General features: G+C 62.3%; 14 protein-coding genes. 11 read left to right on the forward strand and 3 right to left on the reverse strand.

All coding sequences use genetic code 11. The features are described from left to right. The first annotated feature begins 81 nt into the window (after nt 1-81). The 3 genes from rpoB to ACFOJ9_RS14705 all read left to right on the forward strand — a co-directional run bounded on the left by rpoB (nt 82) and on the right by ACFOJ9_RS14705 (nt 9290). Nucleotides 82-4218 carry a DNA-directed RNA polymerase subunit beta gene (rpoB, locus tag ACFOJ9_RS14695; RefSeq protein WP_378979505.1) on the forward strand — a complete coding sequence of 1379 codons (4137 nt, stop codon included), beginning with the start codon at nt 82-84 and terminating at the stop codon, nt 4216-4218. 129 nt (nt 4219-4347) lie between these two features. Then, entirely contained in the window at nt 4348-8544 is a 4197-nt protein-coding gene (rpoC, locus tag ACFOJ9_RS14700) for a DNA-directed RNA polymerase subunit beta' (protein WP_024505639.1), read from the forward strand. A gap of 83 nt (nt 8545-8627) precedes the next feature. After that, complete coding sequence (locus tag ACFOJ9_RS14705) at nt 8628-9290, forward strand: O-methyltransferase (RefSeq protein WP_378979506.1); 663 nt, start codon at nt 8628-8630, stop codon at nt 9288-9290. Between the two features lie 299 nt (nt 9291-9589). Here ACFOJ9_RS14705 and ACFOJ9_RS14710 read toward each other — a convergent pair whose 3' ends face one another. The 3 genes from ACFOJ9_RS14710 to ACFOJ9_RS14720 form a co-directional block, all read right to left on the reverse strand. After that, on the reverse strand, nt 9590-10516 hold the full coding sequence (locus ACFOJ9_RS14710; protein WP_378979507.1) for a Gfo/Idh/MocA family protein: 927 nt from the start codon (nt 10514-10516) through the stop codon (nt 9590-9592). An 89-nt stretch (nt 10517-10605) separates the two neighbouring features. After that, entirely contained in the window at nt 10606-11718 is a 1113-nt protein-coding gene (locus ACFOJ9_RS14715) for a PLP-dependent cysteine synthase family protein (RefSeq protein WP_378979508.1), read from the reverse strand. 16 nt (nt 11719-11734) lie between these two features. Beyond that, complete coding sequence (locus ACFOJ9_RS14720; protein WP_378979509.1) at nt 11735-12016, reverse strand: transcriptional regulator; 282 nt, start codon at nt 12014-12016, stop codon at nt 11735-11737. A 495-nt stretch (nt 12017-12511) separates the two neighbouring features. Here ACFOJ9_RS14720 and rpsL point away from each other — a divergent pair, with 495 nt between their 5' ends. The 8 genes from rpsL (at nt 12512) to ACFOJ9_RS14760 (ending at nt 18886) form a co-directional block, all read left to right on the forward strand. Then, nucleotides 12512-12883 (forward strand): 30S ribosomal protein S12, encoded by a 372-nt coding sequence (gene rpsL, locus ACFOJ9_RS14725; protein ID WP_006333356.1) that lies wholly within the window; start codon nt 12512-12514, stop codon nt 12881-12883. A gap of 60 nt (nt 12884-12943) precedes the next feature. Continuing rightward, a complete protein-coding gene (gene rpsG / locus ACFOJ9_RS14730; protein ID WP_008875664.1) occupies nt 12944-13414 on the forward strand; it encodes a 30S ribosomal protein S7 in 471 nt (156 codons plus the stop codon). A 29-nt stretch (nt 13415-13443) separates the two neighbouring features. After that, nucleotides 13444-15534 carry an elongation factor G gene (gene fusA, locus ACFOJ9_RS14735; protein ID WP_378979510.1) on the forward strand — a complete coding sequence of 697 codons (2091 nt, stop codon included), beginning with the start codon at nt 13444-13446 and terminating at the stop codon, nt 15532-15534. 98 nt (nt 15535-15632) lie between these two features. After that, nucleotides 15633-16808, forward strand: a complete 1176-nt coding sequence (tuf, locus tag ACFOJ9_RS14740) for an elongation factor Tu (RefSeq protein ID WP_095090666.1) — start codon at nt 15633-15635, stop codon at nt 16806-16808. A gap of 69 nt (nt 16809-16877) precedes the next feature. After that, the gene (rpsJ, locus tag ACFOJ9_RS14745) at nt 16878-17186 is read left to right on the forward strand and encodes a 30S ribosomal protein S10 (RefSeq protein WP_010909272.1); all 309 of its coding nucleotides are present in this window, start codon (nt 16878-16880) and stop codon (nt 17184-17186) included. 61 nt (nt 17187-17247) lie between these two features. Further along, nucleotides 17248-17976, forward strand: coding sequence for a 50S ribosomal protein L3 (gene rplC / locus ACFOJ9_RS14750; RefSeq protein ID WP_378979511.1), 729 nt, complete (start codon nt 17248-17250; stop codon nt 17974-17976). Further along, nucleotides 17976-18596 carry a 50S ribosomal protein L4 gene (gene rplD / locus ACFOJ9_RS14755; RefSeq protein WP_013531423.1) on the forward strand — a complete coding sequence of 207 codons (621 nt, stop codon included), beginning with the start codon at nt 17976-17978 and terminating at the stop codon, nt 18594-18596. Before rplC ends, rplD begins: the two co-directional genes overlap by 1 nt. Then, nucleotides 18593-18886: a 50S ribosomal protein L23 gene (locus tag ACFOJ9_RS14760; protein ID WP_013531424.1), complete on the forward strand. Its 294-nt coding sequence runs from the start codon at nt 18593-18595 to the stop codon at nt 18884-18886. The genes rplD and ACFOJ9_RS14760 overlap by 4 nt, the downstream gene beginning before the upstream one ends. Nucleotides 18887-18907: the final 21 nt, after the last annotated feature.

The following is an 18907-nucleotide window of genomic DNA, read 5'->3' on the forward strand; positions in this document are numbered from 1 at the left end:
AGAGGGTTGCCGCCAAGGTGGCCCAGCATGCAAGGCGAGCCGCGGCGAGGCTCGTCCCGAGTTTAGAGCTAAGGAGCGACGATGGCCCAGACCCAGACTTTCAATGGCCGCAGACGCGTACGCAAGTTCTTCGGAAAGATCCCGGAAGTTGCGGAGATGCCGAACCTGATCGAGGTTCAGAAGGCATCCTATGACCAGTTCCTGATGGTGGCGGAGCCCAAGGGGGGGCGTCCGGACGAGGGACTGCAGGCCGTTTTCAAGTCGGTCTTCCCGATCTCCGATTTTTCCGGCTCCTCGATGCTGGAGTTCGTGAAGTACGAGTTCGAAGGACCGAAATTCGACGTTGACGAATGCCGTCAGCGCGATCTCACCTATGCCGCGCCGCTCAAGGTGACGCTGCGCCTCATCGTGTTCGATATCGACGAGGATACCGGCGCCAAGTCCATCAAGGACATCAAGGAGCAGGACGTCTACATGGGCGACATGCCGCTCATGACCCTGAACGGCACCTTCATCGTCAACGGCACGGAGCGCGTCATCGTTTCGCAGATGCACCGTTCGCCGGGCGTCTTCTTCGATCATGACAAGGGCAAGTCGCACTCGTCGGGCAAGCTTCTGTTTGCCGCGCGCGTCATTCCCTATCGCGGTTCGTGGCTCGACATCGAGTTCGATTCCAAGGACGTCGTGCACGCCCGCATCGATCGTCGCCGCAAGATTCCGGTGACGTCGCTGCTGATGGCACTCGGCATGGACGGCGAAGAGATCCTGTCGACCTTCTACAACAAGATCACCTACAAGCGCGCCGGCGACCATTGGCGCATTCCGTTCAACGTCGAGCGTTTCCGCGGCCTCAAGGCCGTCGGCGACCTGGTCGATGCCGATACCGGCGAGGTCGTTGTCGAAGCCGGCAAGAAGATCACCGCCCGTCAGGCGAGGGCGCTTGGCGAAAAGGGTCTGAAGGCAATCAAGGCGACCGACGAGGATCTGCTCGGCAACTACCTGGCCGAGGACATCGTCAACTTCGCCACCGGCGAGATCTTCCTCGAAGCCGGCGACGAGATCGACGAGAAGACGCTTAAGGTTCTGCTCGGCACCGGCGAAGACGAGATCAAGGTTCTCGACATCGACCACGTCAATGTCGGCGCCTATATCCGCAATACGCTCAACGTCGACAAGAACGAGAGCCGCCAGGACGCGCTGTTCGACATCTATCGTGTCATGCGCCCCGGCGAGCCGCCGACGCTCGAAACCGCCGAAGCCATGTTCAACTCGCTGTTCTTCGACTCAGAGCGCTACGATCTGTCGGCCGTTGGCCGCGTCAAGATGAACATGCGCCTCGAGCTCAAGGCCGAGGACACCGTGCGCGTGTTGCGCAAGGACGACATCCTGGCCGTGGTCAGGACGTTGGTCGAACTGCGTGACGGCAAGGGCGAGATCGACGACATCGACAATCTCGGCAACCGCCGCGTGCGTTCGGTCGGCGAGCTGATGGAAAATCAGTACCGCGTCGGCCTGCTGCGCATGGAGCGCGCGATCAAGGAGCGTATGTCCTCGATCGAGATCGACACGGTCATGCCGCAGGACCTGATCAACGCCAAGCCGGCGGCTGCCGCCGTGCGCGAGTTCTTCGGTTCCTCGCAGCTGTCGCAGTTCATGGATCAGACCAACCCGCTGTCGGAGATCACCCACAAGCGCCGCCTCTCGGCGCTTGGACCGGGCGGCCTGACCCGCGAGCGCGCCGGCTTCGAGGTGCGCGACGTGCACCCGACGCATTACGGCCGTATCTGCCCGATCGAGACGCCGGAAGGCCCGAATATCGGCCTGATCAACTCGCTGGCCACCTTCGCTCGCGTCAACAAGTACGGCTTCATCGAGAGCCCGTACCGCAAGATCGTCGACGGCAAGCTGACCAATGACGTCGTCTATCTCTCGGCGATGGAAGAGGCCAAGCACCATGTCGCGCAGGCCAACGCCGAACTCGACAAGAACGGTGGTTTCGTCGACGAATTCGTCATTTGCCGCAGCGCCGGCGAAGTGATGATGGCGCCGCGCGAAAACGTCGATCTGATGGACGTGTCGCCCAAGCAGATGGTGTCGGTGGCCGCGGCCCTGATCCCGTTCCTGGAAAACGATGACGCCAACCGCGCTCTGATGGGCTCGAACATGCAGCGTCAGGCCGTGCCGCTGGTGCGCGCCGAGGCGCCGTTCGTCGGCACCGGCATGGAGCCGATCGTCGCCCGTGACTCGGGAGCCGCCATCGGTGCCCGCCGCGGCGGCATCGTCGACCAGGTGGACGCGACGCGTATCGTTATCCGCGCCACCGAAGATCTCGATCCGGGCAAGTCCGGCGTCGATATCTACCGGCTGATGAAGTTCCAGCGTTCGAACCAGAACACCTGCATCAACCAGCGTCCGCTGGTTCGTATGGGCGACCGGGTCAACAAGGGCGACATCATCGCCGACGGTCCGTCGACCGAGCTCGGTGATCTGGCGCTCGGCCGCAACGTGCTGGTCGCGTTCATGCCGTGGAATGGCTACAACTACGAGGACTCGATCCTCCTGTCCGAACGCATCGTCGCCGATGACGTCTTCACCTCGATCCATATCGAGGAGTTCGAGGTCATGGCGCGCGATACCAAGCTCGGACCGGAGGAAATCACGCGCGATATTCCAAACGTCTCGGAAGAAGCGCTGAAGAACCTCGACGAAGCCGGCATCGTCTACATCGGCGCCGAAGTTCAGCCGGGCGACATCCTGGTCGGCAAGATCACGCCGAAGGGCGAAAGCCCGATGACGCCGGAAGAGAAGCTTCTGCGCGCCATCTTCGGCGAAAAGGCATCCGACGTGCGCGACACCTCGATGCGCATGCCTCCGGGCACTTTCGGCACCGTCGTCGAGGTGCGCGTCTTCAATCGCCACGGTGTGGAGAAGGACGAGCGCGCCATGGCGATCGAGCGCGAGGAGATCGAACGCCTGGCCAAGGACCGCGACGACGAGCAGGCCATTCTGGACCGTAACGTCTACGCGCGTCTTTCCGACGTACTCGTCGGCAAGGAAGCGATCGCTGGACCGAAGGGCTTCAAGAAGGGCTCGACGCTGTCCAAGGATACGCTCGACGAGTATCCGCGTTCGCAGTGGTGGCAGTTTGCCGTGGAGAACGAAAAGCTCCAGAGCGAACTCGAGGCGCTCCGTGGCCAGTACGACGACTCCAAGAAGGCGCTCGAACAGCGCTTCATGGACAAGGTCGAGAAGGTCCAACGCGGCGACGAAATGCCTCCGGGCGTCATGAAGATGGTCAAGGTCTTCGTGGCTGTGAAGCGCAAGATGCAGCCCGGCGACAAGATGGCCGGCCGTCACGGCAACAAGGGTGTCGTGTCGCGGATCGTTCCGGTCGAGGACATGCCTTTCCTCGAGGACGGCACGCATGCCGATATCGTGCTCAACCCGCTGGGTGTGCCGAGCCGCATGAATGTCGGCCAGATCCTGGAAACGCATCTGGGCTGGGCATGCGCGGGCATGGGCAAGAAGATCGGCGAGCTGATCGACGCGTACAAGGTGGCGGGCGACATCAAGCCGCTGCGCAAGACGCTCGAAAGCTTCATCCCGGCCAACGACCGCAACGAACCGGTTCGCGAGTATGACGACGAGAGCATTGTTCGCCTCAGCGAGCAGATGCGCCGCGGCGTCTCGATCGCGACCCCGGTGTTCGACGGCGCGCATGAGGCTGACATCAACATTATGCTGGAGCAGGCGGGCCTGCACACCAGCGGTCAGTCGCAGCTCTATGACGGACGCACGGGCGAGCCGTTCGATCGCAAGGTGACGATGGGCTACATATATATGCTCAAGCTTCACCATCTCGTGGACGACAAGATCCACGCGCGTTCGATCGGTCCGTACTCGCTCGTCACCCAGCAGCCGCTGGGCGGCAAGGCGCAGTTCGGTGGCCAGCGCTTCGGCGAGATGGAGGTCTGGGCGCTCGAAGCATACGGCGCCGCCTACACGCTGCAGGAAATGCTGACGGTGAAGTCGGACGACGTCGCCGGTCGCACCAAGGTCTACGAGGCGATCGTCCGTGGCGACGACACTTTCGAGGCCGGCATTCCCGAGAGCTTCAACGTTCTCGTCAAGGAAATGCGGTCTCTCGGCCTCAATGTCGAGCTGGAGAACACCAAGCTCGATGACAACCCGATCCGGCTGCCTGACGCGGCCGAGTAAGGCAACGGCGCGCCGCGCAATGCCGCGGCGCGCCTACGAATTCTTCGGCCGGTGGCCGACACACGACGGCGGGCGTTTGGCCCGCGCTAGATGCAAGGGGTTTTCGAGGACCCCGAAAAGGAGAACGGCATGAACCAAGAGGTCATGAATCTCTTCAATCCGCAGGCGCCTGCGCAGGTGTTCGATTCCATCCGGATATCGCTTGCCAGCCCTGAGAAGATTCTGTCCTGGTCTTTCGGCGAGATCAAGAAGCCGGAGACCATCAACTACCGCACCTTCAAGCCGGAGCGTGACGGTCTGTTCTGCGCGCGCATTTTTGGCCCGATCAAGGACTATGAGTGCCTGTGCGGCAAGTACAAGCGCATGAAGTACAAGGGCGTCATCTGCGAGAAGTGCGGCGTCGAAGTGACGCTGTCGCGCGTTCGCCGCGAGCGCATGGGCCATATCGAACTGGCCGCGCCCGTCGCCCATATCTGGTTCCTGAAGTCGCTGCCGTCGCGCATCGGCACGCTGCTCGACATGACCCTGAAGGACATCGAGCGCGTCCTCTACTTCGAGAACTACATCGTCACCGAACCTGGCCTCACCGCGCTGAAGGAGCACCAGCTGCTCAGCGAGGAAGAGTACATGATCGCCGTCGACGAGTATGGCGAGGACAGCTTCACCGCCATGATCGGCGCCGAGGCCATTCATGACCTTCTGGCCGGCATGGACCTGGAGAAGATCGCCGGCGACCTGCGTTCGGAACTGGCTTCGACCACCTCCGAGCTGAAGCAGAAGAAGTATCTGAAGCGGCTCAAGGTCGTCGAGAACTTCATGGAATCCGGCAACCGTCCGGAATGGATGATCATGAAGGTGGTCCCGGTGATCCCGCCGGACCTGCGCCCGCTCGTCCCGCTGGACGGCGGCCGCTTCGCCACGTCGGATCTGAACGACCTCTATCGTCGCGTCATCAACCGCAACAACCGTCTGAAGCGGCTGATCGAGCTGCGCGCCCCCGGCATCATCGTGCGCAATGAAAAGCGCATGCTGCAGGAAGCCGTCGACGCGCTGTTCGACAACGGCCGTCGCGGCCGCGTCATCACCGGCGCCAACAAGCGCCCGCTGAAGTCGCTGTCCGACATGCTCAAGGGCAAGCAGGGCCGGTTCCGTCAGAACCTGCTCGGCAAGCGCGTCGACTATTCCGGCCGCTCGGTCATCGTGACCGGTCCCGAGCTCAAGCTGCACCAGTGCGGCCTGCCCAAGAAGATGGCGCTCGAACTGTTCAAGCCCTTCATCTACGCCCGTCTCGACGCCAAGGGTTATTCCTCGACCGTCAAGCAGGCGAAGAAGCTGGTCGAAAAGGAGCGTCCGGAAGTCTGGGATATCCTCGACGAGGTCATCCGCGAGCATCCGGTGCTGTTGAACCGTGCGCCGACGCTGCACCGTCTCGGCATCCAGGCGTTCGAGCCGATCCTGATCGAAGGCAAGGCGATCCAGCTGCACCCGCTGGTCTGCACGGCCTTCAACGCCGACTTCGACGGCGACCAGATGGCCGTTCACGTGCCGCTGTCGCTGGAAGCGCAGCTTGAAGCCCGCGTGCTGATGATGTCGACCAACAACATCCTGCACCCAGCTTCCGGCGCGCCGATCATCGTGCCGTCGCAGGACATGGTTCTCGGTCTCTACTATCTCTCGATCGTCAACCAGAACGAGCCGGGCGAAGGCATGGTGTTTGCCGACATGGGCGAACTCCAGCACGCGCTCGAGACCAAGGCGGTGACGCTGCACTCCAAGATCAAGGGTCGTTTCCGCACGGTCGACGCCGAAGGCAAGGTCGTGTCGAAGATCCATGACACCACCCCTGGCCGCATGATCATCGGCGAGCTTCTGCCGAAGAACGTCAACGTGCCTTACGAGACCGCCAACCAGGAGATGACCAAGAAGAACATCTCCAAGATGATCGACACCGTCTACCGCCACTGCGGTCAGAAGGAGACGGTCATTTTCTGCGACCGCATCATGGCACTCGGCTTCAGCCATGCCTGCCGCGCCGGCATTTCGTTCGGCAAGGACGACATGCTGATCCCGGACGCCAAGATCAAGCTGGTCTCCGACACCGAGGCTTTGGCCAAGGAATACGAGCAGCAGTACAATGACGGCCTGATCACGCAGGGCGAGAAGTACAACAAGGTCGTCGACGCCTGGGCCAAGTGCTCGGAAAAGGTCGCCGACGAGATGATGGCCCGCATCAAGGCGGTCGAGTTCGAGGACAATGGCCGTCAAAAGCCGATGAACTCGATCTATATGATGTCGCACTCCGGTGCGCGTGGCTCGCCCACCCAGATGCGTCAGCTCGCCGGCATGCGCGGCCTTATGGCCAAGCCGTCGGGCGAAATCATCGAGACGCCGATCATCTCGAACTTCAAGGAAGGCCTGACCGTGCTCGAGTACTTCAACTCGACCCACGGCGCCCGCAAGGGTCTGGCCGACACCGCCTTGAAGACGGCGAACTCGGGTTACCTCACCCGTCGTCTGGTCGACGTGGCGCAGGATTGCATCGTCAACTCCGTCGACTGCGGCACCGACAAGGGCCTCACCATGCAGCCGATCGTCGATGCCGGTCAGGTCGTCGCTTCGGTCGGCCAGCGCGTGCTGGGTCGTACGTCGCTCGACGACATCACCCATCCGGTGTCGGGCGAGATTCTGGTCAAGGCCGGAACGCTGATGGACGAGCGTGACGTGGAACAGATCGAAAAGGCCGGCGTCCAGTCGGTTCGCATCCGCTCGGCACTGACTTGCGAAGTCAGGGTTGGCGTCTGCGCGGTCTGCTACGGTCGCGATCTTGCCCGCGGCACCCCGGTCAACCAGGGTGAAGCTGTCGGCGTCATCGCGGCGCAGTCGATCGGCGAGCCGGGCACCCAGCTCACCATGCGTACCTTCCACATGGGCGGCACCGCGCAGGTGGTGGACAGCTCGTTCCTTGAAGCCTCCTATGAGGGCAAGGTCGAGATCCGCAACCGCAACGTGGTGCGCAACTCCGACGGCCAGCAGATGGTCATGGGCCGCAACATGGCGGTGCTGATCCTCGACGAAGCCGGCAAGGAGCGCGCCTCGCACCGCCTCACCTATGGTTCGCGCATCTTCGTGGACGATGGTGACAAGGTGAAGCGCGGCCAGCGTATCGCCGAGTGGGATCCCTATACCCGTCCAGTCCTCACCGAAATCGAGGGCAGGGTGTCGTACGAGGATCTGGTCGACGGCATTTCCGTTCAGGAAACGGCCGACGAGTCGACCGGCATCACCAAGCGTGAGGTCATCGACTGGCGCTCGACGCCACGCGGCAACGACCTGAAGCCGGCGATTGCCATCCAGGACGCCAAGGGCAAGGTCGGCAAGCTGTCGAAGGGCGGCGACGCCCGCTTCCTGCTCTCGGTCGAGGCCATTCTTTCGGTCGAGCCTGGCTCGCAGGTTCGTCCCGGCGACGTGCTGGCGCGTATCCCGATGGAAAGCGCCAAGACCAAGGACATCACCGGCGGTCTGCCGCGTGTTGCCGAACTGTTCGAGGCACGTCGTCCGAAGGATCACGCCATCATCGCCGAGATCGACGGCACGATCCGCTTTGGCCGCGACTACAAGAACAAGCGTCGCATCATCATCGAGCCGCATGACTCGACGCTTGAGCCGGTCGAATACCTGATCCCGAAGGGCAAGCCGTTCCATCTCCAGGACGGCGACGTCATCGAGAAGGGCGACTACATCCTCGACGGCAATCCGGCGCCGCACGACATCCTGGCGATCAAGGGCGTGGAGGCACTTGCTTCCTACCTCGTCAACGAGATCCAGGAAGTCTACCGTCTGCAGGGCGTGTCGATCAACGACAAGCACATCGAGGTGATCGTTCGCCAGATGCTGCAGAAGGTCGAGATCACGGTGCAGGGCGACTCGACCTACATTCCAGGCGATCATGTCGACGTGATCGAACTGGAAGAGGTCAACGAGCGTCTGGTCGAGGACGGCAAGAAGCCGGCCGAAGGCCTGCCGGTGCTGCTCGGCATCACCAAGGCATCGCTGCAGACGCCATCCTTCATCTCGGCCGCCTCCTTCCAGGAGACGACCCGAGTGCTGACGGAAGCCGCGGTTGCCGGCAAGACCGACATGCTGCAGGGACTGAAGGAAAACGTCATCGTCGGCCGGCTTATCCCGGCCGGCACCGGCGGCACGATGAGCCAGATCCGGCGCATCGCCACCTCGCGCGACGAACTGATCATCGACGAGCGCCGCAAGGCCTCCGGTGTGGAAGTCGCCGAGCCGATGCTGGCCGACATGACCACTGCCGCGCAGTAAGCGCGGACCGAAAGAGACAAGAAAAGGGGCCCAAGCGGCCCCTTTTCGCGTTTAGGTCCCCAATTGGATCGGAGAAGAAAACGATGAGCAAAAGGACCTGGGCGGCTGTCGACGACTACATCGTCGGTTCCCTGTTTGAGGCGGACCCCGTCCTTGATGCCGTTCTGGCGGCCAACCATGATCACGGCCTGCCGGCGATCGACGTGTCGCCGGCGCAAGGCAAGCTGCTTTCGCTTCTTGCGCGCATTCAGGGAGCGAGGAAGGTTCTCGAAATCGGCACGCTGGGCGGCTACTCCACGATCTGGATGGCGCGGGCTTTGCCTGCGAACGGCAAGATCGTGACGCTTGAACTCGACCCGCATCACGCCAGCGTCGCGCAGTCGAATTTCGAACGGGCAGGGGTGTCGGCACGGGTCGATCTGCGGGTCGGGCCGGCGCTGCAATCGCTCGCTGCACTCAGCGCCGAGAATGCCGGTCCGTTCGACCTCATCTTCATCGACGCCGACAAGCCGAACAACCCGAATTATCTGTCCTGGGCCATGCGGCTTTCGAGGTCGGGGACCGTGATCATCTGCGACAACGTCATCCGCGACGGCGCAGTGCTCGATCAGGGTGGCCGTGATCCCAATGTAGAAGGCGCACGCGCGGCATTCTCCTTCATCGGCGCCGACTGTCTGGATGGCACCGCTATCCAGACAGTCGGCGCCAAGGGCTATGACGGTTTTGCGATTGCGATCGTCGAGTGATATCACCATGATTGTCTGAATGACGCTGATATCAGACCAACTCGGTTGTATTCACTTGTCATCGGCTGTTCGTTTGACGACCGGCTTCTCCCAATCCGTCGCTGCTTCGCAGCGCCACCTTTCCCCCTCCGGAGGGAAAGGAAGCCGCGTTGGACGAGCGTTGGTGGCAATAGGTTCGCGCCCTTCCTCTACCCCGTCGATCGGGGGAGAGGTGGCTCGGCGTAGCCGAGACGGAGTGGGGGTCGACCTGGCACGAGCGTGCATTCAAGCCAGGTCCGCGATCCCGTCGCGTGCATAAATCAGTCGAAGAACGCTTCGACCACGTTGCGCTTGCCGAGCATGAAGGCGTCGGCGACATGCTGCAGCGGCGCCAGATCGACATCGGAGACGCCGGCGCGCACGATTTCGGCAAAGCGCCGGTAGAGCATCGGGTATTCGGCCTCCGGCTCGTCATGAACCACCTTGCCGTCGATGGCGAGCTTGGAGCCGCCGCCCGACAGCACCATTGCGCCCTTGTCGGTATCGGCCAGGATGTCCCAGCTTTGCGGGCCTGTCTGCAGCCAGTCGAGATCCATCGTCACCGGCAATCCATTCGAGGTGCGGAAGGCGACGCGGGCCGCAACCGGGGATGCACGGTTTTCGGGAAAATCCAGCACCGCCGAAGTGATGAACATCGCCGGCAGGATATGGGTGGCAATCGACAGCGCGTTGATGCCGGGATCGAAGACGCCGAAGCCACCGGGAGCCCAGATCCATTCCTGGTTCGGGTGCCAGCGGCGCACATCTTCTTTCCAGTTGATGGCGGCCGAGCTGATGCGGGCTGAGCTAAGAAAAGCCCGAGCGGCCTCCACGGCCGGCGCATAGCGCGAGTGCCAGCTGGCGAACAGCGAGACGCCGTTCTTCACGGCCAATGCCTTCAGGTCTTCGACCTCGCTGACAGTGGCGCCTGGCGGCTTCTCCAGGAAGACATGCTTCTTTGCCATCAGCGCGGTGCGCGCCGCATCGTAGCGGAACTGCGGCGGCATGCAGAGCGATACGGCCTCGAGTTCGGGCACGGCGTCGAGCATGGTTTCGATATCAGGGAAATTCGGGATGTTTTCCACCTTGCCATGCCGGCTGGCAGCCGCGATGAGGCGATAGTTCTGGTCTTTCGCCAGGGCCGGCAGGTGCTGGTCGCGGACGATCTTGCCGACGCCGACGACGCCTATCTTGATGGGCTGGGACACGGCCGCTCCGTCTATTGAGTGATGATGAGCGTTTCTTATCAGAACACTTGCCCCGGGCAAGCCGGAGCCGGCAAGCTGACGCCGAAAGGTCAGCCCCAGCTTTCCTCGAACTGCAGCGCCAGCCTTTCGCCGGCCAGAAAGGCCTCGATAGCTGCTTCGAAAGGTGAGGGGTCGAGGCCGTTCGCGCCCAGCCAGTCGTCGGAATAGTAGGTGTTGGCATAGCGGTCGCCGGAATCGCAGATCAGCGTCACCAGCGAGCCGGCCTTCCTCGCCTCAACCATGCGCGCGGCCTGAAAGCACATGGCGACGAAGTTGGTGCCTGTCGACCCGCCGACACGGCGGCCGAGCCGGCGCGACAGCACCCGCATCGCCGCCAGCGACACCGCGTCCGGCACCCGCAGCATGTGATCGATGACGCCGGGCACGAAGGAGGGTTCGACGCGCGGCCGGCCGATGCCCTCGATGCGCGACGGCTGCTCGCAGCGACAGTCACGGTCATGCGTGGCAAAGCTGTCGAAGAAGGCCGAGCGCTCGACGTCCGCGACCGACAGCCGCGTTGCATGCCGCTTGTAGCGCAGATAGCGGCCGATCGTGGCGGTGGTGCCGCCGGTGCCGGCGCTCATGACGATCCAGCTTGGGATAGGATGCTGCTCCTCGCGCATCTGCCCGAAGATGGAATCGGCGATGTTGTTGTTGCCGCGCCAGTCGGTGGCGCGTTCGGCATGGGTGAACTGGTCAATGAAATGACCGCCGAGCCGCGCCGCGAGTTCGGCCGACTCGGCATAGATGCGCCGGCCGTCGTCGATGAAATGGCACTTGCCGCCATAGTGCTCGATCGCGGTGATCTTTTCGCGCGAGGTCGATCGCGGCATAACGGCATAGAACGGTACATCGATCATGCGGGCGAAATAGGCTTCCGACACCGCCGTCGAGCCCGACGACGCTTCGATGACGGGCGAACCTTCCCGGATGAGGCCGTTGCACAGCGCATAAAGAAACAGCGAACGCGCCAGCCGATGCTTCAGGCTGCCGGTCGGATGGGTGGATTCGTCCTTGAGGTAGAAGTCGATGCCAGCCAGTGCCGGCAGATCCAGCTTCCAGAGGTGCGTATCGGCCGAGCGGTGCTGGTCGGCTTCGATCGCGGCGACCGCCCGGTCGGCCCAGTCCCGGGATGCAGGTCCAATAGCTTTTGATCCTGCCATGATCGGCGCCCTCGTTTCAGATCGGCATGTCGAAGGTGACGATCGACACTTCGCCTTCGAGCGCGCCCTGGAAGGCGGAGATATGCGGCTCTTCGTCAGGTATGCCGTCCATGTCGCCGATCTGGTCGAGCTCGGCCTCGGCGTAACCTTCCGCGGCAAGCGATTCGAGCGCCCGGCGCACCGCCGAATCGTCGTCGGGCGCGACCAGCATGACGTGGACGCCTTCCGGTTTGCCGCCCTTTTTCTTCCACACCCGACCGGTGATGATGGTGACCGGGCGTTCTTCGTTGTCGTTCACGGGCCGATTCCTCTTGGCAGTGTGTGGTCGGGCGAGGGGGTTATGACTGCTCATGCGGCCTTTTCGCATGAAGAAGGGCAGCGCAACAGCGCAAAGCCATTCACTTTGCTAAAGGCTTGGCACTTTCTTCCTTGCCCTTGCAAAATTGCGAAAGAAAATTACATGCGTTTTTCGCATGGCTGCCAAGCCTTGGTCGGCGCGCAATATTTGGTGCTCCGGGCTTGACGGTCCGCGGTCTTACGAGTAGAAGCCGCCCAGTCAGAACCGATGTGAGGCTCTCCCTTCCGAAGCGACACGCTTTGGAGTTTGCCTCAAACAGGGTTCGTTTTACGAGCGAAAAGACATTTCCGGCGTGCACGAAGCGGTTCCGCTTCCTCTGCCATTTGTTCGGGCAAGACCGCGAGGCGCGGTTTGTGGCCCGAATTTGCGTATGGAAATGACGCTTTGAGCGGCCCTGACCGGGCGAGACACGGAATTGAGAGACAAGAGGGTTTAATGCCTACCGTCAACCAGCTGATCCGCAAGCCGCGCATTGCGCCGGTGAAGCGCAACAAGGTCCCGGCCATGCAGCAGAACCCGCAGAAGCGGGGCGTCTGCACGCGCGTCTATACAACGACGCCGAAGAAGCCGAACTCGGCGCTGCGCAAGGTGGCCAAGATCCGCCTGACCAATGGTTTTGAAGTGATCGGGTACATCCCCGGCGAAGGCCACAACCTTCAGGAACACTCCGTGGTGATGATCCGCGGCGGCCGCGTCAAGGATCTTCCGGGCGTTCGCTACCACATCATCCGCGGCGTGCTCGACACGCAGGGTGTGAAGAACCGCAAGCAGCGCCGTTCGAAGTACGGCGCCAAGCGTCCGAAGTAAGATTTTCCGGCCTTGGCGCTGCTTGAGTGCGTCGGGTTATGAGATTGAGAGACAAAAGCCATGTCGCGTCGTCACAGTGCAGAAAAGCGTGAGATCAATCCGGACCCGAAGTTCGGCGATCTGATCGTCACCAAGTTCATGAACGCCGTCATGTATGACGGTAAGAAGTCGGTCGCCGAGACCATCGTCTACGGCGCACTCGATCAGGTTCAGTCGAAGACCAAGCAGGAGCCGGTCACGGTCTTCCATCAGGCGCTCGACAATGTCGCGCCGCATGTAGAAGTGCGTTCGCGTCGTGTCGGCGGCGCCACCTACCAGGTTCCGGTCGACGTGCGCCCCGAGCGCCGCCAGGCATTGGCCATTCGCTGGCTGATCGCCGCGGCCCGCAACCGCAACGAGACCACGATGGTCGACCGCCTCTCCGGCGAGCTGATGGACGCGGCCAACAACCGCGGCACGGCCGTCAAGAAGCGTGAAGACACCCACAAGATGGCTGAAGCCAACCGCGCTTTCGCGCACTACCGCTGGTAAAGCGCGAACGAGACTGAGAGGCAGCTACGATGGCCCGCGAATACAAAATCGAAGACTACCGCAATTTCGGTATCATGGCGCATATTGACGCCGGCAAGACGACGACCACCGAGCGCGTCCTCTATTACACGGGCAAGTCGCACAAGATCGGCGAAGTCCACGACGGCGCTGCCACCATGGATTGGATGGAGCAGGAGCAGGAGCGCGGCATCACCATCACGTCCGCCGCGACCACGACCTTCTGGAAGGGTCGCAGCGGCAAGATGTACCGCTTCAACATCATCGACACCCCCGGCCACGTCGACTTCACCATCGAAGTCGAGCGTTCGCTGCGCGTTCTCGACGGCGCCATCGCGCTGCTCGATGCCAATGCCGGTGTCGAGCCGCAGACGGAAACCGTCTGGCGTCAGGCCGACAAGTATCGCGTTCCGCGCATGATCTTCTGCAACAAGATGGACAAGATCGGCGCCGACTTCTACCGCTCGGTCGAGATGATCGGTTCGCGCCTCGGTGCGCATGCCGTTGTCATGCAGCTGCCGATCGGCGCCGAGACCGAGTTCAAGGGCGTTGTCGATCTCGTCGAGATGAACGCGCTGGTCTGGCGCGACGAGACGCTGGGCGCTGCCTGGGACATCGTCGAGATCCCGGACGACCTCAAGGCTCGTGCCGAAGAATACCGCGAGAAGATGATCGAAGCCGCCGTCGAAATGGACGAGACGGCGCTTGAGAATTACCTCGAAGGCAAGATGCCATCGAATGACGAGATCCGCGCGCTGATCCGCAAGGGCACCATCGCGGTGAAGTTCTACCCGATGTTCTGTGGCTCGGCCTTCAAGAACAAGGGCGTGCAGCCGCTGCTCGACGCCGTCGTCGAATATCTGCCGTCGCCGGCCGATGTTCCCGCCATCAAGGGCGTCGATGCCAAGACCGATGCCGAGATTGAGCGTCACGCCGACGACAACGAGCCGCTGTCGATGCTCGCCTTCAAGATCATGAACGACCCGTTCGTCGGTTCGTTGACCTTTGCCCGCATCTATTCGGGCAAGCTCACCAAGGGCATCTCGGTCGACAACACCGTGAAGGGCAAGAAAGAGCGCATCGGCCGCATGCTGCAGATGCATGCGAATTCGCGCGCCGACGTCGAAGAGGCTTTTGCTGGCGACATCGTCGCTCTGGCTGGCCTCAAGGACACGACCACCGGCGACACGCTCAGTGACCCGCTGCATCCGGTCATCCTCGAGCGCATGGAATTCCCCGATCCGGTTATTCAGATCGCCATCGAGCCGAAGACCAAGAACGACCAGGAAAAGATGGGCCTCGCCCTTCACCGCCTGGCCGCCGAGGATCCGTCCTTCCGCGTCAAGACCGACGAGGAAAGCGGCCAGACCATCATTTCCGGCATGGGCGAACTTCACCTGGACATCATCGTCGACCGCATGCGTCGCGAGTTCAAGGTCGAGGCCAATGTCGGCGCGCCGCAGGTGGCCTATCGCGAGACGATCACCCGCAGGCACGAGCAGGATTACACGCACAAGAAGCAGACCGGCGGTACCGGTCAGTTCGCTCGCGTCAAGATCGTTTTCGAGCCGAACCCGGACAGCAGCGAATTCCAGTTCGAAACCAAGATCGTTGGCGGCGCTGTGCCGAAGGAATACATCCCCGGTGTCGAAAAGGGCATCAACAGCGTCATGACCTCGGGTCCGTTCGCGGGCTTCCCGATGATCGGCGTCAAGGCGACGCTGATCGACGGTGCCTACCACGACGTGGACTCCAGCGTTCTGGCCTTCGAAATCGCCGGCCGCGCCTGTTTCCGTGAAGCCGCACCCAAGCTTGGCGTGCAGCTGCTCGAGCCGATCATGAAGGTCGAAGTGGTGACGCCGGAAGACTACGTCGGCAGCGTCATCGGCGATCTGAACGGGCGTCGTGGCCAGATTCAGGGTCAGGAAGCGCGTGGCGTGGCCGTGGTCATCAATGCGATGGTGCCGCTCGCCAACATGTTCAAGTACGTCGACAACCTGCGCTCGATGAGCCAGGGCCGTGCGGCCTACACGATGCAGTTCGATCACTACGAGCCGGTCCCTACGGCGGTGGCCCAGGAAGTCCAGAAGAAATACGCGTAAGGGTTCCTTAGCTGCCGGATCGCGTCCCTTGCGCGGTGCCGGATCTGAAGAGCGAATAACAATTTCCCCCAAGCGGGTAGAATAGACGGAGAACGATTATGGCCAAAGGTAAATTCGAGCGTAACAAGCCTCACGTGAACATCGGCACGATTGGCCACGTCGACCATGGCAAGACGTCGCTGACGGCGGCGATCACCAAGTATTTTGGCGAATACAAGCGCTACGACCAGATCGACGCTGCCCCTGAAGAAAAGGCGCGCGGCATCACGATCTCGACGGCGCATGTCGAATACGAGACGGCTGCCCGCCACTACGCTCACGTCGACTGCCCCGGCCACGCCGACTATGTGAAGAACATGATCACCGGTGCCGCGCAGATGGACGGCGCGATCCTGGTCGTGTCGGCTGCCGACGGCCCGATGCCGCAGACCCGCGAGCACATCCTGCTTGCCCGTCAGGTCGGCGTGCCGTCGATCGTGGTGTTCCTCAACAAGGTCGACCAGGTCGACGACGCCGAGCTGCTCGAACTGGTCGAGCTCGAGGTTCGCGAGCTTCTGACCAAGAACGAATTCCCCGGCGACGACATTCCGATCGTCAAGGGTTCGGCTCTGGCTGCTCTTGAAGACAGCGACAAGAAGATCGGTGAAGACGCGATCCGTGAGCTGATGGCTGCGGTCGATGCCTACATCCCGACGCCGGTTCGTCCGCTCGACAAGCCGTTCCTGATGCCGATCGAAGACGTGTTCTCGATCTCGGGCCGTGGCACGGTCGTGACCGGTCGCGTCGAGCGCGGCGTGGTCAAGGTCGGCGAGGAGCTGGAGATCATCGGCATCCGTCCGACGACCAAGACGACCTGCACGGGCGTCGAGATGTTCCGCAAGCTGCTCGATCAGGGCCAGGCTGGCGACAACATCGGCGCGCTGCTGCGCGGCGTTGATCGTGAAGGTGTCGAGCGCGGCCAGGTTCTGGCCAAGCCCGGTACGGTGAAGCCGCACAAGAAGTTCGTGGCTGAAGCCTACATCCTGACCAAGGACGAAGGTGGCCGTCACACGCCGTTCTTCACCAACTACCGTCCGCAGTTCTACTTCCGCACGACCGACGTGACCGGCATCGTGTCGCTGCCGGAAGGCACCGAGATGGTGATGCCGGGCGACAACATCACGGTCGATGTCGAGCTGATCGTGCCGATCGCCATGGAAGAGAAGCTGCGCTTCGCTATCCGTGAAGGCGGCCGCACCGTCGGTGCCGGCATCGTCGTCACCATCAAAGAGTAATTTGGACTTAAACCGATCTGTCGCGGGCGCAGGAGTTGCCCGCGCCGCGCCAGAACAAGGAAGTGACGCATGAACGGACAGAATATCCGCATCCGCCTGAAGGCGTTTGACCACCGCGTGCTCGACGCCTCGACGAAGGAAATCGTGTCGACGGCCAAGCGCACCGGTGCCAACGTCCGCGGCCCCATTCCGCTGCCGACGCGGATCGAAAAGTTTACGGTCAACCGGTCGCCTCACGTCGACAAGAAGAGCCGCGAGCAGTTCGAGATGCGCACGCACAAGCGTCTGCTCGACATCGTCGATCCGACCCCGCAGACAGTCGATGCTTTGATGAAGCTCGATCTGGCCGCCGGCGTCGACGTCGAGATCAAGCTCTAAGGGAATGAGAGCGCGGTAGGGGGCGGTGCCCCTGGCCCGGAACTCTAAAGGAATTGAACCGATGCGTTCAGGTGTGATTGCAAAGAAGGTGGGAATGACCCGCATCTACAACGATGCCGGGGAACATGTTCCCGTCACTGTTCTCCTGATGGAGAACTGCCAGGTCGTGGCCCAGCGCACGCAAGAGAAGAATGGCTATACCGCTGTTCAGCTCGGCGTTGGCCTGGCCAAGGTGAAGAACACGTCGAAGGCGTTGCGCGGCCATTTCGCGACCGCTTCCGTCGAGCCGAAGGCAAAGGTTGCCGAGTTCCGCGTCTCCGCCGACAACATGATCGATGTCGGCGCCGAGCTCACCGTCGAGCACTTCGTCGCCGGCCAGAAGGTCGATGTGACGGGCACGACGATCGGCAAGGGTTTTCAGGGCGTTATCAAGCGCCACCACATGGGTGGTGGCCGCGCCACGCACGGTAACTCGGTTTCGCACCGTTCACATGGTTCGACCGGCCAGCGTCAGGACCCGGGCAAGGTGTTCAAGGGCAAGCATATGGCTGGCCACATGGGCGACACCCGCGTCACCACGCAGAATGTCGAGATCGTCTCGACCGACGCCGACCGCGGCCTGATCCTGATCCGCGGTGCGGTTCCCGGATCGAAGGGCGCCTGGATCCTGGTCCGCGATGCGGCCAAGGTGGCACTGCCGGCCAATGCGCCGAAGCCTGCCGCGATCCGCGCCGTTGCTGCCGAAAGTGGCGCCAAGAACGAGGCTCCGGCCACAGAGGGAGCGGAATAATGGATCTCAAGATCACAACGCTGGGCGGCAAGGACGCCGGCAAGGTGGAACTCTCCGACGAGATTTTCGGCCTTGATCCGCGCGAAGACATCCTGCAGCGCGTCGTGCGCTGGCAGCTTGCCAAGAAGCAGCAGGGCACGCACAAGACCAAGGGCCGCGCCGAGATCGCGCGCACCGGCGCCAAGATGTACAAGCAGAAGGGTACGGGCCGCGCCCGTCACCATTCGGCACGCGCTCCGCAGTTCCGCGGCGGCGGCAAGGCCCACGGCCCGGTCGTTCGCAGCCACGAGCACGAATTGCCGAAGAAGGTTCGCGCTCTCGGCCTCAAGCATGCTCTCTCGGCCAAGGCCAAGAGCGCGTCGATCATCATCATCGACGAGCTGAAGCTGACCGAGGCCAAGACGAAGGCGCTGATCGCGAATTTCGCGACGCTGGGCCTGACCAACGCTTTGCTGATCGGCGGCGCCGAGCTTGACAAGAACTTCAAGCTGGCGGCGACGAACATCCCCAACATCGACGTGCTGCCCATCCAGGGCATCAACGTCTACGACATTCTGCGCCGCGGCACGCTGGTCCTTTCGAAGGCCGCCGTCGAGGCTCTCGAGGAGCGCTTTAAATGACCGACCTTCGTCACTACGACGTGATCGTCTCGCCGGCGATCACCGAAAAGTCGACCATGGCCTCCGAGCAGAACAAGGTCGTCTTCAACGTCGCCAAGAAGGCGTCGAAGCCGGAAATCAAGGCCGCCGTCGAAGCGCTGTTCGGCGTCAAGGTGATGGCCGTGAACACGCTTGTCCGCAAGGGCAAGATCAAGCGCTTCCGTGGCACGGTTGGCCGCCAGAGCGACGTCAAGAAGGCGGTTGTGACGCTGGCCGATGGCCAGTCGATCGACGTCGCGACGGGTCTCTGAGCAAGGCCGCGAGGACAGAAA

It is taken from the genome of Mesorhizobium cantuariense (assembly GCF_042647205.1).
GTDB classification, from domain to species: Bacteria; Pseudomonadota; Alphaproteobacteria; order Rhizobiales; family Rhizobiaceae; genus Mesorhizobium; species Mesorhizobium cantuariense.

Bases quoted from the DNA above. Each gene is read 5' to 3' on its own strand.
- rpoB (WP_378979505.1), top strand. From the start codon at position 82: ATGGCCCAGACCCAGACTTTCAATGGCCGCAGACGCGTACGCAAGTTC.
- rpoC (WP_024505639.1), top strand. From the start codon at position 4,348: ATGAACCAAGAGGTCATGAATCTCTTCAATCCGCAGGCGCCTGCGCAG.
- ACFOJ9_RS14705 (WP_378979506.1), top strand. From the start codon at position 8,628: ATGAGCAAAAGGACCTGGGCGGCTGTCGACGACTACATCGTCGGTTCC.
- ACFOJ9_RS14715 (WP_378979508.1), bottom strand. From the start codon at position 11,718: ATGGCAGGATCAAAAGCTATTGGACCTGCATCCCGGGACTGGGCCGAC.
- rpsL (WP_006333356.1), top strand. From the start codon at position 12,512: ATGCCTACCGTCAACCAGCTGATCCGCAAGCCGCGCATTGCGCCGGTG.
- rpsG (WP_008875664.1), top strand. From the start codon at position 12,944: ATGTCGCGTCGTCACAGTGCAGAAAAGCGTGAGATCAATCCGGACCCG.
- fusA (WP_378979510.1), top strand. From the start codon at position 13,444: ATGGCCCGCGAATACAAAATCGAAGACTACCGCAATTTCGGTATCATG.
- tuf (WP_095090666.1), top strand. From the start codon at position 15,633: ATGGCCAAAGGTAAATTCGAGCGTAACAAGCCTCACGTGAACATCGGC.
- rpsJ (WP_010909272.1), top strand. From the start codon at position 16,878: ATGAACGGACAGAATATCCGCATCCGCCTGAAGGCGTTTGACCACCGC.
- rplC (WP_378979511.1), top strand. From the start codon at position 17,248: ATGCGTTCAGGTGTGATTGCAAAGAAGGTGGGAATGACCCGCATCTAC.
- rplD (WP_013531423.1), top strand. From the start codon at position 17,976: ATGGATCTCAAGATCACAACGCTGGGCGGCAAGGACGCCGGCAAGGTG.
- ACFOJ9_RS14760 (WP_013531424.1), top strand. From the start codon at position 18,593: ATGACCGACCTTCGTCACTACGACGTGATCGTCTCGCCGGCGATCACC.